Source organism: Agrobacterium sp. SORGH_AS_0745 (assembly GCF_030818995.1).
In the GTDB taxonomy this organism is placed as follows: domain Bacteria; phylum Pseudomonadota; class Alphaproteobacteria; order Rhizobiales; family Rhizobiaceae; genus Agrobacterium; species Agrobacterium tumefaciens.
The window spans coordinates 685,056-698,864 of the sequence record NZ_JAUTBI010000001.1 but is presented as its reverse complement, the minus strand read 5'-3'; the positions used below and the strand labels follow the sequence as shown (position 1 = coordinate 698,864).

11 protein-coding genes are annotated in these 13,809 nt (G+C 58.9%); 7 read left to right on the top strand and 4 right to left on the bottom strand.

Features of this window, described 5'->3' with window-relative positions; all coding sequences use genetic code 11:
- Positions 1–38 precede the first annotated feature (38 nt).
- From amaB to QE432_RS03060, 4 genes are all read left to right on the top strand, one after another.
- Positions 39–1,568, top strand: a complete 1,530-nt coding sequence (amaB, locus tag QE432_RS03075; RefSeq protein ID WP_013762124.1) for an L-piperidine-6-carboxylate dehydrogenase — start codon at positions 39–41, stop codon at positions 1,566–1,568.
- A 258-nt stretch (positions 1,569–1,826) separates the two neighbouring features.
- The gene (locus QE432_RS03070; RefSeq protein ID WP_004432036.1) at positions 1,827–2,780 is read left to right on the top strand and encodes an aliphatic sulfonate ABC transporter substrate-binding protein; all 954 of its coding nucleotides are present in this window, start codon (positions 1,827–1,829) and stop codon (positions 2,778–2,780) included.
- A 23-nt stretch (positions 2,781–2,803) separates the two neighbouring features.
- Positions 2,804–3,583, top strand: coding sequence for an ABC transporter permease subunit (locus QE432_RS03065; protein WP_004432039.1), 780 nt, complete (start codon positions 2,804–2,806; stop codon positions 3,581–3,583).
- An 8-nt stretch (positions 3,584–3,591) separates the two neighbouring features.
- Entirely contained in the window at positions 3,592–4,419 is an 828-nt protein-coding gene (locus tag QE432_RS03060; RefSeq protein ID WP_004432043.1) for an ABC transporter ATP-binding protein, read from the top strand.
- A 43-nt stretch (positions 4,420–4,462) separates the two neighbouring features.
- Here QE432_RS03060 and putA read toward each other — a convergent pair whose 3' ends face one another.
- Positions 4,463–8,149, bottom strand: coding sequence for a trifunctional transcriptional regulator/proline dehydrogenase/L-glutamate gamma-semialdehyde dehydrogenase (gene putA, locus QE432_RS03055; RefSeq protein ID WP_004432057.1), 3,687 nt, complete (start codon positions 8,147–8,149; stop codon positions 4,463–4,465).
- Between the two features lie 175 nt (positions 8,150–8,324).
- Between putA and QE432_RS03050 the strand changes: the two genes are divergently transcribed.
- Positions 8,325–8,795: an Lrp/AsnC ligand binding domain-containing protein gene (locus tag QE432_RS03050; RefSeq protein ID WP_004432060.1), complete on the top strand. Its 471-nt coding sequence runs from the start codon at positions 8,325–8,327 to the stop codon at positions 8,793–8,795.
- Between the two features lie 66 nt (positions 8,796–8,861).
- On the opposite strand, the gene QE432_RS03045 is transcribed toward QE432_RS03050, so the two are convergent.
- Complete coding sequence (locus tag QE432_RS03045; protein WP_004432061.1) at positions 8,862–9,428, bottom strand: RNA polymerase sigma factor; 567 nt, start codon at positions 9,426–9,428, stop codon at positions 8,862–8,864.
- Positions 9,428–9,634 (bottom strand): NepR family anti-sigma factor, encoded by a 207-nt coding sequence (locus tag QE432_RS03040; protein WP_004432062.1) that lies wholly within the window; start codon positions 9,632–9,634, stop codon positions 9,428–9,430. The genes QE432_RS03045 and QE432_RS03040 overlap by 1 nt, the downstream gene beginning before the upstream one ends.
- Positions 9,635–9,771: 137 nt before the next feature.
- On the opposite strand from QE432_RS03040, the gene QE432_RS03035 reads away from it, so the two are divergent.
- Complete coding sequence (locus tag QE432_RS03035) at positions 9,772–10,566, top strand: response regulator (RefSeq protein WP_004432063.1); 795 nt, start codon at positions 9,772–9,774, stop codon at positions 10,564–10,566.
- Between the two features lie 95 nt (positions 10,567–10,661).
- Complete coding sequence (locus QE432_RS03030) at positions 10,662–11,651, top strand: sensor histidine kinase (RefSeq protein WP_035252645.1); 990 nt, start codon at positions 10,662–10,664, stop codon at positions 11,649–11,651.
- A 299-nt stretch (positions 11,652–11,950) separates the two neighbouring features.
- Here QE432_RS03030 and QE432_RS03025 read toward each other — a convergent pair whose 3' ends face one another.
- Complete coding sequence (locus tag QE432_RS03025) at positions 11,951–13,675, bottom strand: sensor histidine kinase (RefSeq protein WP_004432069.1); 1,725 nt, start codon at positions 13,673–13,675, stop codon at positions 11,951–11,953.
- Positions 13,676–13,809 lie beyond the last annotated feature (134 nt).

The following is a 13,809-nucleotide window of genomic DNA, read 5'->3' as shown; positions in this document are numbered from 1 at the left end:
GCCTTTCCTCCCCTTTGAGCCAAAAAGGATAATTTGACATGGATGCGACCACGAAGCTTGACGTGAAACAGGAAGCCGCGGCCCTGCTCGACAGAATGGGCGTCGCCCGCGATCTTTATACCGGCGGCGATATGGCGTCGTTCAGCCCGGTAACGGGTGAACAGATCGCAAGCCTCAAGACCATTTCGGTCGAGGGTGTCGCAGCCGTGGTCGACAAGGCCGATGCCGCCTTCAAGATTTGGCGCAACGTGCCTGCTCCGCGCCGTGGCGAACTGATCCGGCTTCTGGGCGAAGAACTGCGCTCCTTCAAGGCAGATCTCGGTCGGCTCGTCTCGCTGGAAGCGGGCAAGGTCCCGTCCGAAGGTCTCGGCGAAGTGCAGGAGATGATCGATATCTGCGATTTCGCGGTCGGCTTGTCCCGCCAGCTTTACGGCCTCACCATCGCCACCGAACGCCCCGGCCACCGTATGATGGAAACCTGGCATCCGCTCGGCGTTGTCGGCGTTATCTCCGCTTTCAATTTTCCGGTCGCGGTCTGGTCGTGGAACGCGGCACTCGCGCTAGTCTGCGGCAATTCGGTGGTCTGGAAGCCATCTGAAAAGACCCCGCTGACGGCACTTGCGGTTCAGGGCATCTTCGAACGTGCCGTAGCCCGTTTTGGCGATGCGCCGGAAGGGCTGTCGCAGCTTCTGATCGGCGACCGCGCCGTTGGTGAAGCATTGGTGGACAACCCCAAGGTTCCCCTGGTTTCTGCAACCGGTTCCACCCGCATGGGCCGCGATGTCGGCCCGCGTCTGGCGAAGCGCTTCGCCCGCGCCATTCTGGAACTGGGCGGCAACAATGCCGGCATCGTCTGCCCGTCTGCCGATCTCGACATGGCGCTGCGCGCCATTGCCTTCGGCGCCATGGGCACGGCCGGCCAGCGCTGCACCACGCTTCGCCGTCTCTTCGTGCATGACAGTGTTTACGACCAGCTCGTGCCGCGTCTGAAAAAGGCCTACGCCTCCGTATCCGTCGGCAATCCGCTCGAAACATCGGCGCTTGTCGGACCGCTGGTGGACAAGGCGGCTTTCGACGGCATGCAGAAGGCGCTCGAAGCGGCCAAGGCGCATGACGGCGTGGTGAATGGCGGCGGGCGAGTGGATACGGGTGCGCCGGATGCCTATTATGTAAAGCCGGCACTTGTCGAAATGCCTGAACAGGCGGGGCCGGTGTTGGAAGAGACCTTCGCGCCGATCCTTTATGTGATGAAGTACAGCGATCTCGATCAGGCGATTGACGCGCATAACGCCGTTGCCGCTGGTCTGTCGTCGTCGATCTTCACCCGCGACATTCAGGAATCGGAACGTTTCCTGTCTTCGGAAGGCTCGGATTGCGGCATCGCCAACGTCAATATCGGAACCTCGGGCGCGGAAATCGGCGGCGCATTCGGTGGTGAAAAGGAAACCGGCGGTGGCCGCGAATCCGGTTCGGATGCATGGAAGGCCTATATGCGCCGCGCCACCAACACCATCAACTACTCCAAGGCGCTGCCTTTGGCGCAGGGCGTTTCCTTCGATATCGAGTAAATCGCTTCGCAAGTTTGCGCGTTCGATAGCGATATTGATCCATCATGCCGGTGCGGCCAGTCCGCACCGGCATTCGTCTGTTAAGCAGGCTTGGTAATGCTTCCTGCGACGATTTGCGGGAAAGAGGCGTCTCTGCGGAATTTTATTCCCGCAATATCGCTCATATTGAATTATCCTCTCTCTATCGTTTTCATCGAAAACCCTAGCATTGCTCCATATCGCAAACCGGCCCCAGGGGGTCGGCGACAAGGAGCTAAGATGCCAGCCATTACCCGTCGTGCCCTCTCCGCCAGTTTTCTTGTTGCCGCTGCATTATCCGTGCTGCCCTTGCAGGCGCAGGCGGCGGAAGAGCTGAAGATCGGTTATCAGAAAACCGGCCTGCCGGTGATCGCGAGGCAACAGGGCGTTATCGAAAAGGCGCTTGAGGCCAAGGGCGTCAAGGTTTCGTGGGTCGAATTCACCGCAGGCCCGCCGCTGGTGGAGGCCTTGAATGTTGGCTCCATCAATGTCGGCTGGACGGGCGATGCGCCGCCAATCTTCGGTCAGGCGGCCGGTTCGGCCATCGTTTACGTTGCGGCTCTTCCCTCAAACGGTAAGGGTGAGGCGATCTTCACCAAGCCCGAGAGCGGTATAAAGTCGGTTGCCGATCTGAAGGGCAAGAAGGTCGGCGTCGGCAAGGGCACAAGCGCCCACAATCTGCTGGTGGCGGCAATTGAGAAGAACGGCCTGAAATTTAGCGATATCGACGTGGTCTATCTCAGCCCGGCTGACGCGGCGGCAGCCTTTGCCAGCGACAAGATCGACGCCTGGGCCGTCTGGGATCCGTTCTATGCAATTGCCGAGACGCGCTATAAGCCCGTCACTCTGGCCCGCACCAGCGAGGTTCTCAATGTGAGTACCTATTTCCTCGCCAACCGCGACTATGCCAAATCCCATGCCGACACCATCAATATAACGCTTGATGCCCTGGGCGAGGCGGCCAAATGGTCCGCCGCCAACCGCGACAAGGTTGCGGCAGCCCTGCATGAGGTGACAGGTGTACCGCTGGAAGCGCAGACGCTGGCTGCGAACCGTTCGGAATTCGGTATTTCGAAAATCGATGACAAGATCATTGCCAGCCAGCAGGAAACTGCCGACCGCTTTTATCGCCTGGGCCTGATCCCTAAGCAGATCAGCATCAAGGATGCCGTCTGGTCAGGCGCCACCAACTGATCCCGGATACGGAGGGCTTCGCGATGAGCATCAGAAGGCGTATCGAGGCTGGAAGCATCACGGGCTGGTTGCTTCCTGCCATCATTCTTGCCGGCTGGGAGCTTGCTGCCCGCGTCGGTCTCATTTCGGCAAACGTCCTGCCGGCTCCCTCTGCCGTCGCGGAAGCCTTCTGGCGGCTTTTGCTTTCAGGGGAACTCATCGCCAATATCGGTGTCAGCTCCGCTCGCGCTCTGGCCGGTTTCGCCGTTGGCGGCGCGATTGGTTTCATCTTCGGGCTGGCCAACGGACTGTCGCGGTTTTCCCGCAGCTTTACCGACACGACGCTGCAGATGATCCGCAACATCCCGCATCTGGCGCTCATTCCGCTCGTCATCCTCTGGTTCGGCATCGACGAGGAGGCAAAGCTTTTCCTAGTGGCACTCGGAGTGTTTTTCCCCATCTACATCAACACGCTGCTCGGCATTCAGGGGGTCGATCCGCAACTGGTGGAGATGGGGCGTACCTATGGCATGTCGCCCTTCACCCTGTTCCGGCGAGTGATCCTGCCCGGCGCGCTGCCGTCCATTTTCACCGGCCTGCGTTATGCGCTCGGCATCATGTGGCTGACGCTTATCGTGGCGGAAACAATTTCCTCCTCTTCCGGCCTCGGCTACATGGCCATGCAGGCGCGCGAGTTCCTGCTGATCGATGTCGTCGTGCTGTCGATCCTTATTTACGCGCTTCTTGGCAAGCTGGCGGACAGTTTCGCCCGCTTCCTCGAAAGCATCTTCCTGCAGTGGCATCCAGCCTTCAAGAAAGTCTGAGGTAACCCATGTCGACCAGCAATGTTACGACGTTGAGACGCCCCGATGCCCCATCATCCTCCCCTTCCGGGGCAGAGACCAAGGTTGAACAGCGCGGCAAGCAGAACGACAGCAAGGTCGCTTTCAGCTTCCGCAATGTGACAAAGACCTTTGGCGATAAACCGGTTCTGCGCGGCATCGATCTCGATGTGCGGGAAGGCGAGTTTCTGGCTATTATCGGCAAGAGTGGATGCGGCAAGAGCACGCTTCTGCGTATCTTGGCCGGTCTTGATGCGCCCACAAGCGGCACCGTTTCGAAAGACGCATCGAGCCGCACTCGCATGATGTTTCAGGAGCCGCGCCTTCTGCCATGGGAGCGCATCGCAAACAATGTATCCGTGGGCCTGACCGGCATCGCCAAAGGTGAGGCGGCGAACGAGCAGGCGCTTGCCATTCTCGAAGAGGTTGGGCTAAAGGACCGGGCGGGCGAGTGGCCCTATGTCCTGTCTGGAGGCCAGAAGCAGCGCGTGGCGCTGGCACGCGCGCTGGTGGCGCATCCGCAAATTCTGGCGCTGGATGAACCCCTCGGGGCGCTAGATGCGCTCACCCGCATCGAAATGCAGCTTCTGCTGGAGCGCATCTGGCGCAAGCAGAAATTCACCGCCGTTCTCGTTACGCACGATGTTTCGGAAGCCGTCGCACTTGCAGACCGCATCGTCGTGATTGATGAGGGGCGCATCGCCCTTGATCTCGATGTGAAACTGCCGCGTCCGCGCCGACACGGCACCCCGGAATTCGCGCGGCTTGAAGAGCAGGTTCTGAACCAGCTTTTCGGTCGTGGTGAAATCGGTGGGTGATGTGATGGACCGGCAGGGTCGAGACCCTGCCGGAACCAGATAATCAGCCGATGCTCATCAGGCTGGCATTGCCGCCGGCAGCCGTTGTGTTGACGCTGACGGAGACTTCTTCCACCAGCCAGTCGAGATTGTAGGGCTGGGTTTCACGGTCAAGCGCTTCCGTCGTGGCGGCCTGAACCAGAACCAGAGGACCGGGCAGGGCGGCGATTTTCTTGTTGATCGCAACGACACGTTCCGCATCGCCCTCGATCAGCGCGCCGGCGAACGGTGCGGATTTTTCCCAGCTGTCAGCCCATGTGATGCGCGAGGTGACGGTTGCCGGCAATCCGTAGATCGACTTTTCCAGCCCCGACGCATTATCGATAACGACCGAGTTGCCGGTGGCAAGCGCTGCCGCAAGCTGGCGATAGAGCCCTTGCTCCGTGGCCGGAATAAGCAGCACCTTGCCGCGCGGATGCAGCGCATAGACGTTGCGTTCGCCGACTGGGCCTGCCAGTTCGGTTTCGAAACCGAGGCCGGATAGGGCTGCGGCCTGTCTTGCGGCTTCGGCTGCAACGCTCTGGCCGTTTTCATCCAGCCAGCGGGCGAGATCGACAGCCGCCTGGTCCTGCTGGCTGGCAACGCGGTCGATCTTCGGCGCGGTTTGTGTGACGCGGCCGAGATAGAGCGGACCGCCCGCCTTGGGGCCGGTGCCGGAGAGGCCTCGCCCGCCAAAGGGCTGGACGCCGACCACGGCGCCGATGATGTTGCGGTTCACATAGAGATTACCGGCCGCGACGCGCGACAGGACATGCTGGATGGTATCGTCAAGACGCGTATGCAGGCCGAAGGTCAGGCCATAGCCGGTGGCGTTGATCTCGTCGATCAGCCGGTCGAGATTGTCGCGCTTGAACCGGATGACGTGCAGCACCGGCCCGAAGACCTCTTTCTTAAGATCGGCGAGCGATTTCATCTCGATGATTGTCGGTGGCACGAAGGTGCCCTTGCCGGTTTCGCCGGCAAGCGAAATCTGCTCGATCCGGTGGCCGAGTGCGCGCATGCTGTCAACGTGTTTTTCGATGATGCCTTTAGCTTCAGCGGTGATCACGGGGCCGACATCGACGGAAAGGCTATCGGTGCGCCCGATGCGCAATTCGTGCAGCGCGCCCTTCAGCATCGTCAGGGTGCGGTCGGCCACATCTTCCTGCAGGCAGAGAATGCGAAGCGCCGAGCAACGCTGGCCGGCACTGTCGAAGGCAGAGGCGATGACGTCGGCGACGACCTGCTCGGCAAGCGCTGAGGAATCGACGATCATGGCGTTCTGGCCGCCGGTCTCGGCAATCAGGGGAACGGGCTGGCCGTTTGCGAGAACCCGGCCTGCGAGTTGACCCTGGATGAGCCGCGCCACTTCAGTGGATCCGGTGAACATCACACCCGCCGTGAGCGCTGAGCCGACTAGTGCCGCACCGGTCTTGCCGTCACCTGGCAGAAGCTGCACGGCGTCCTGCGGAACGCCTGCCTCATGCAGCAGGCGTACCCCCTGCGCGGCGATCAACGGGGTTTCTTCGGCGGGCTTTGCCAGTACCGGATTACCGGCAACCAGTGCTGCCGTTACCTGGCCGATGAAGATGGCAAGCGGGAAGTTCCACGGGCTGATGCAGACGACCGGGCCGAGCGGTGTCTCGTTGGCCTTGAAGGTCTTCCGGGCTTCCGCTGCGTAATAACGCAGGAAGTCAATCGCTTCGCGCACCTCGGCAATGGCGTTCGGCATGGATTTTCCGGCCTCGCGCATGATGAGGCCAAGCAGGGCCGGCATTTCGGCCTGCATCCGGTCGGCAGCGCGCTCCAGGCAGGCGGCGCGCTCCTCGACCGGCGTGGAAGACCAGTTGGAGGCTGCGGCCCGTTGCATTGCCGCTTCGACATCGGCCTCTGTCGGTTCGGTTACATAACCGACGACATCATTGTGGTCGCCGGGATTGAGGACCGGGCGTGTCTTTCCGCCTGCATGCGGTGCTGCGGCTTTCCATTCCGTCGTCGCACCTGCCTTAAGGACGTTGTCCAGCGCGGCAAGTGCCGTTTCATTCGAAAGATCGAGGCCGGCGGAATTTGCCCGTTCGGGGCCGAAGAGACCAGCGGGTGCAGCAATGCGGTCGTGCCGTGCGCCGGGAACGGGGTAAGCCTTGACCACGGTGACCGGATCTTCCAGCAGGGAAGCCACCGGCACGGCGGGATCTGCTATGCGGTTGACGAAGGAGGAGTTCGCGCCGTTTTCCAGCAGACGGCGGACGAGATAGGCAAGCAGCGTCTCGTGGGTGCCAACAGGCGCATAAAAGCGGCAGGGACGATCGAGCTTTTTCTTGCCGACGACTTCGCTGTAAAGCGGTTCGCCCATGCCGTGCAGGCACTGGAACTCGTAATCACCGAGTTTGAAGTCCGGACCAGCGAGATGGTAGATGGTAGCCATGGACTGGGCGTTGTGGGTCGCAAATTGCGGGAACACGACGTCACGCGCGGCAAGCAGCTTGCGGGCGCAGGCGATATAGGAGACATCCGTGTGCACTTTGCGGGTGAAGACCGGGAAGTCTTCCAGCCCGTCCACCTGTGCGCGCTTGATCTCCGCATCCCAGTAGGCGCCCTTGACAAGACGCACCATGATGCGGCGACCGGCACGTTGGGCGAGATCGATGATGTAGTCGAGAACAAAGGGGCAGCGGCGGCCATAGGCCTGCACAACGAAGCCTAGGCCGTTCCAACCGGCAAGATCCTTGTCGAGCGCCAGTTCCTCCAGAAGATCGAGCGACAGTTCCAGCCGGTCGGCTTCCTCGGCGTCAATGTTGAGGCCGATATCGTATTTCTTGCTGAGCAGCATCAGGGATTTCACACGCGGCAGAAGCTCCGCCATTACCCGCTCTGCCTGCACACGGGCATAACGCGGATGCAGGGCCGAAAGCTTGATGGAAATTCCGGGGCCACCATAGATGCCACGCCCGGCGGAGGCCTTGCCAATGGCGTGGATCGCGTTTTCGTAGTCCTTGTAATAACGCTCCGCATCCTTGGCGGTGGTCGCCGCTTCGCCGAGCATGTCGTAGGAATATTGGAAACCCTGTTCCTCCAGCGGTTTCGAGCGCTTGATCGCTTCCCCAATCGTTTCGCCGGTCACGAATTGCTCGCCCATCATGCGCATCGCCATATCGACGCCGCGGCGAATGACGGGTTCGCCAGCCCTGGCGATCAGCTTGGTCAGCGCCGCCGAAAGGCCGCTGTCATTGACCGTCGAGGTCAGCTTGCCGGTGATGACAAGACCCCAGGTTGCGGCGTTGACGAACAGCGAGCGCCCGCCGCCGATGTGGGACTTCCAGTCGCCGCGGGCGATCTTGTCGCGGATCAGCGCGTCGCGGGTGGCGGTGTCGGGAATGCGCAGCAGTGCTTCGGCAAGGCACATCAGGGCCACGCCCTCATGGCTGGAGAGCGAATATTCCTGCACCAGCCCCTCGACGCCGGTGCCTTTCGTCTTGGCGCGCAACGCCTCGATCAGCTTGGTTGCCGTGGTGCGAATGGCTGCGGCCTGCTCGGGCGTGACGGTCGCAGCATCGATCAGAGGCGCCAGGCACTCTTCCTCTGGGCGGCGGTAAGCGGCGGTAATTGCTTTGCGCAACGGGCTCTGCTCGCGCACGGGCGGTGCAAAATTCTGGAAAATACCGTTCACCGTCTGCTGCGGGTTTACATCGGCTTTGCTTGCACCATCGGCCATTCTGAAAATCCTGAAAAAGCTGTTGAAGACAGACTGTCAGCGGCAGCGTGTCCTCCGCTCGCCGCTTGTCATTCTGCTGTGTACAATATCATTGCCGTAAAAATTGCTATGGTCCTATTTTGAGGATAGAACAGGCCATATGAACTTTTATTATTCAAAATTGGCGTGAAATCACATGGCTAATAGTCATAAAACAGACGATCTGGACCACTTCGATCTCAAGATTCTCGAGGCCCTCAGCGAAGACGGGCGCATGTCGGTGCTGCAACTGTCGAAAAGGGTCGGCCTCTCCAAGACGCCGTGCCAGACGCGGCTCAAGCGGTTGGTGGATGAAGGTTATATTCTGGGCTTCCGTGCGGTGCTCAATCCGCAGAAACTGGGCGTCGACCATATCGCCTTCGCCGAGGTCAAGCTTTCCGACACACGCGAAAAGGCGCTTGAGGAATTCAACACGGCGGTGCGCAAGATCAAGGAGGTGGAGGAATGCCACATGATCGCCGGCGCCTTCGATTATCTACTGAAGGTGCGCACCAGCGATATCCGCAAATACCGAAGGGTGCTCGGCGAAAAAATCTCCAGCCTTCCATCGGTTTCCAACACTTCGACATTCGTCGTGATGCAGTCGGTCAAGGAGACCGGTATCTGACGACGCGGCGAAGAAAAACGGGCAGGCATGAGCCTACCCGTCTAATGCTTTGCGAATTCTGCCAGCTCAGCGCGCGGTGGCTGCGGCGGTAACGGCGCTCATCTGCGCGTCAGGACCAAACTCGTTTTCGTTTTCGATGCCGAGAAGTTCCTGCAGGCGCAATCGCGCGCGGCTGACACGGCTCTTGATCGTGCCAACCGGGCACCCGCAAATCTCGGCTGCTTCTTCGTAAGCAAAGCCCGAGGCGCCGATCAACAAGATCGCTTCGCGCTGATCGTCGGGCAACTTTGCAAGTGCCGTACGAAAATCCTGAAGATCGACCGAACCATGCTGTTCTGGCGGCACCGACAGGCGCGAGGTGTAAACCCCGTCGGTATCCTGTACTTCGCGGCCGGACTTGCGAATCTGGCTGTAGAATTCGTTACGCAGGATCGTCACCAGCCATGCGCGCATGTTGGTGCCAGGCTGGAAACTCTCCTGTTTCGCCCAGGCCTTCATGATCGTATCCTGCACGAGGTCGTCAGCGCGATCCCTCGAACGGATGAGTGAGATCGCGAATGCGCGCAGGTTTGGCAGTGCCGCCAGCATTTCCCGTTTGAAATTGTATTCTGTCTGCTCCGGCTCTTTCGCCATCATTCCCCCGAAGCCTTGTCTTTGGCTCTGTTTTCGGCTTCATCGAGTTTCTCGAGAAGATCGAGGAATTTGTCAGGGATGCCTTCTTCCTGAACAGCATCGTAGAGTTCCCTGAGCTTGCGGGAAATCACCGCACGTCCAGAGTGCGGGACCTGAGGGTTGGCCGGATTGTCCGGAGAATCTTGGTCCGATTGAAATATGTTCATAACGTCCGGTATTCCTTTTGTGTCGTGGCAAGAATGCGCGATGAAAAAAATAGTTCCGGCGATCCGGAACTTTTTTTATGATGCGCACGTTGCTATCGTGGGTTTGCGTTGCAGACCGCATGAAAGGGGAGAATTCCATGTCAGTTTCTACACGCATCGCACCGCACCTGCCATATCTGCGCAGGTTCGCGCGTGCCGTTTGCGGCTCTCAATCCACTGGCGATGCCTATGTTGCAGCAACACTTGAAGCTCTGATCGCCGATATCAGCATCTTCCCGCCGACAAGCAACGATCGGGTTTCGCTTTATCAATTGTTCGTATCGATTTTTAGTTCCGTCACGATCAATATAAAGGCCGATGAAAACCTGTCAGGTTGGGAAAAGCGCGCTTCCGCCAACCTCTCTGCGGTACCAGCGCTCGCCCGCCAGGCTTTCCTTCTGACCACGGTCGAAGAGTTCACAGCTTCGGAAGCAGCAGAGGTTCTGAGGGTAACTGAAGCCCAGATCGGCCAGCTGATCGATGAGGCGGCCTCTGAAATCGCCCGCCAGGTTGCCACCGATATCATGATTATCGAGGACGAACCTCTGATCGCCATGGATATCGAGCAGATGGTCACCGATCTCGGCCATCGCGTTACGGGTATTGCCCGCACGCATGCGGAGGCGATCGATCTCTTCAACCGCACGCAGCCGAAGATGATCCTTGCCGACATCCAGCTTGCAGACGGCAGCTCCGGGCTCGATGCCATGAAGGAGATCCTTCAGATGACGTCTCTGCCGGTGATCTTCATTACAGCCTTCCCTGAGCGTCTTTTGACGGGTGAGCGGCCCGAGCCGACATTCCTCGTTACGAAGCCGTTCAACCCGGACATGGTGAAAGCGCTTATCAGCCAGGCCCTGTTTTTCAACGAAAGCTCTCGCGTCGCGGCGTGAAATTTGCCGAAACCGTAGACTGTCCGGGAACAACTACGGTACCCGGACGTTCGCGGTTACGGTCGTGAGGTGATCTCACGGCTTTTTGCAGGGAGATGAATTTGCATCGGCTGGCATGGCATAACGCGGAGAGGAACGAGAGCGAGCTACACGATTCGCTCGTCCTCGCTTTGCTCGATTCGGGCGAGACAGTCATGTTACAAGACTGGAACCGGGAGTATATATTCGTGGCCAATCTGCCGGATGTGTGGCGTCTGCCGACCGATAGCCATCCCACGGATGAAAATGTGTTTGGCACCGATCTTTCAGAGCGGCTTGCCGAACTCAAAAAAGATATGAATGTGGTGGGCAGTCGGGGCATGCTGGAAGTTAATGCCGGCAATGACCGGGTTTTCCAGTTCCAGATCCATTCCACCTTCAACCAGGCGAAGCAGGCGGTGATGAAAACCACTATTCGCGAGGTGACGGCGGAACGGCGGCGCGAGCAGCTTTTGCGCTCGCTGCTGCGCGAGGTCAGCCACCGTTCCAAGAACCTCCTGGCGATCATCCAGAGCCTTGCGGGCCAGACGGCCCGTTTCAGCCTCACCAAGGATGATTTTCTGCGCAAGTTTCGGGGCCGGTTACACGCTCTTGCCCAAAGTCAGGATCTCATCACGGATTCCGACTGGAGAGGTGCTCGCATATTCGAGCTTCTCCGCCAGCAATTCGATCTCTATGTGCCGGAATATCCTAATCTCATTCACATGGAAGGTGAAAACCTGCTGCTCAATCCGAATGGCGCGCTTTATATCGGTCTGGCTTTCCATGAGCTGGTCGTCAATACGGTCAGCCATAGCGGCAATCTCGCCTATCATCCGCCAATCTCGCTGCAATGCCGACAGGAAGGCGATTTTTGTATCGTTGAGTGGATCGAGCCGATCATGCCATCGAAAGAGCCGGCGCAGGCGAGGCGCGGCAGTTTCGGCAGCGTCGTGCTGGAAAAGGTCGTTCCATCCGCATTGGGCGGGAGTGCCGAATATCACCTCACGCCGGAGCGGATCGTCTACCGGCTTAAATTTCCTTCCGGGGACGTCACCGACATTTGAAATTTCGAAATAATGGCCCTCGGTTGGAGACCTGCCTCATAGGCAGCACTTCGGCCGTTTTTGCGAGAACGCAAAAAAAAGCACGGCCCATGAAAGAGCCGTGCTTTTTTATTATGACAGGTTTTCAGGGGTGAAACCTGTTTATTGTCAGCCAAGCGTCAGGCGGGGACGGGGGAATTGCTTGGCCTGCAGTAAAAATGCATCTGCCCTAATTCGGTTCCACTAAAACGTATTTTTTTTGTGGAGGGCGAAATTAGCTGCTTTTCGTCTGCTGGTACGGGGATCCAGCACGCCATTTTTCAAAGCGGGCCTGCCTGATCGGGTCGCTTGGGTATAAAATAGCGCATCGGCGCTTCAAGCGACCATTCGAACCCGGTTTCGCGATACTCCGTCACCACCTGTCCGCCGAATGCGCCTTCCGCATGCCTTTTGATGACCGTGGTACCAAAGCCCTTGCGGCTTGGTTCCGTCGCCGGTGGCCCGCCCGTTTCGGTCCAGACGATATAAATCATCTGACGTCCATCTTTTTCGAGCGGCTTCCAGCTCACCGTGATTTTTCCGAGCGCAACCGACAGGGCGCCGTATTTGATGGAGTTCGTCGTCAGCTCATGCACCACGAGCCCGAAATTTTGCGCCGCTTCCGGAGAAAGCATGAAATCGTCCCCAGACAGCTCGAAGCGTTCCGAAACGGTGCCGAAAACGTCGAGGTGGGTCTCGATCAGCTTACGGATCGGCAAGCCTTGCCATTGAACCTCCGCCAATGCCCGGATCGACATTCCGAGACCGCGCAGGCGGTGGTCCACCTCTTTCTGGAATTCCGGGATGCTTTTGTTTTCCCGCCCCAATTGCCGGATCATCGCCTGAACCAGCGTAAGAATATTCTTGGAGCGGTGAACCAGTTCGTGCAGCAGAAGTTGCAGCCGTTCTTCCGACTGGCTTCTGTCGAAGGAAGCATTGGAGAGCGCGACGGCGACCTGGTTGGCTTCCTTGATCTTGGTATCGACGGGCGCCACGATCTCGCCTTCACCGATGCGTTCAGCCATGAGCGTGAGATCGCGAATGGAACTGCGCAACTGCCGGCCGACCAGATAGGCGCCGCCGATGGCGATGAGCACGAGCATCGTGCTGCCGATCATCATTTGCCGCCACGTGTCGACCAATGCTGCCTGACTTGCGGCAAGTGGCCCCCACATCACAGTTCGCCATTGCCAGCCCGGCAATTGGGCATAGGCATAGAGGTTGCCCTTGTCGTCGAAGAAATTGCCGCTGAAGGCCTGCATTTCTGAAAGAATGGCGGGGCTGGCAAATGGCTTGCCCACTTCCACCCCATTCTGCGCACTGGAAACGACAACACGATTGTTACCGTCGATAATGGCGACCGCCCAGTTGCGCGGCAGGTTTTCCGTGGGAATGAGCCGGCTCAGGTCACTTGTATTCTGCGTCAGGATCAGGGCATCTCCGGCGGAACCCAGATTGGGGTCGAGCGGCAAGGTAACGTTGAACACCCATTCCTTGCTCGTCGCGCCGAAAAACATGTCCGAAACGGTGATCCGACGGGATTCGATTGCCTTGGCCAGATTGGCCTCGGCCGGCACCTTGCTGAGAGGCTGGCCAAATGACACCCGGGTATTGAGATACTGTTCGCCTTCCATGGTAGCCAGAATGGCGTACAGGCCCTCCCGTTTCAGGCTTTCGGCAACACGTCCCTGAAAAGCGGCAAGATTGCCATTCTCGAGTTCCGGGAATTGCGACAGCAGATTGAGGGAGGTGGCGATTTCCTGCAGGCGCCGATCGATGTTGCGGCTGACGACCCTGACATCCTCGATCGTCTCCCGTTGCAGGTCGTCGCGCTTTTCGCTTTCAAGGCGCAGCATCAAGTAGCCGCCGAAAAGGATAAGCGGCAGGGTGATGACGGTTGCCATCACCACCAGATAGGTGCCGATGGAGGCCGTCGGAAAAAAATTCGCACTGCGTCGACGTAAAGCCGAGAACGTGTTTTTCAGTTTTTTGCCGGGTTGAGGCATGCAAAAACTCCGGCAGTTACGGCATTGTTACGTCACGGATAATACCGCGCCATCTTCCTTTAGCAATGCCTGATTTTTTCGTTCGGGAGCCGCAAAATGTCGCAATCGCGTCTATGCGACTGAAAAAATCGGAA

Coding starts and splice junctions, on each gene's coding strand:
- amaB (WP_013762124.1), top strand. CDS start 39: ATGGATGCGACCACGAAGCTTGACGTGAAACAGGAAGCCGCGGCCCTG.
- QE432_RS03070 (WP_004432036.1), top strand. CDS start 1,827: ATGCCAGCCATTACCCGTCGTGCCCTCTCCGCCAGTTTTCTTGTTGCC.
- QE432_RS03065 (WP_004432039.1), top strand. CDS start 2,804: ATGAGCATCAGAAGGCGTATCGAGGCTGGAAGCATCACGGGCTGGTTG.
- QE432_RS03060 (WP_004432043.1), top strand. CDS start 3,592: ATGTCGACCAGCAATGTTACGACGTTGAGACGCCCCGATGCCCCATCA.
- putA (WP_004432057.1), bottom strand. CDS start 8,149: ATGGCCGATGGTGCAAGCAAAGCCGATGTAAACCCGCAGCAGACGGTG.
- QE432_RS03050 (WP_004432060.1), top strand. CDS start 8,325: ATGGCTAATAGTCATAAAACAGACGATCTGGACCACTTCGATCTCAAG.
- QE432_RS03045 (WP_004432061.1), bottom strand. CDS start 9,428: ATGGCGAAAGAGCCGGAGCAGACAGAATACAATTTCAAACGGGAAATG.
- QE432_RS03040 (WP_004432062.1), bottom strand. CDS start 9,634: ATGAACATATTTCAATCGGACCAAGATTCTCCGGACAATCCGGCCAAC.
- QE432_RS03035 (WP_004432063.1), top strand. CDS start 9,772: ATGTCAGTTTCTACACGCATCGCACCGCACCTGCCATATCTGCGCAGG.
- QE432_RS03030 (WP_035252645.1), top strand. CDS start 10,662: ATGAATTTGCATCGGCTGGCATGGCATAACGCGGAGAGGAACGAGAGC.
- QE432_RS03025 (WP_004432069.1), bottom strand. CDS start 13,675: ATGCCTCAACCCGGCAAAAAACTGAAAAACACGTTCTCGGCTTTACGT.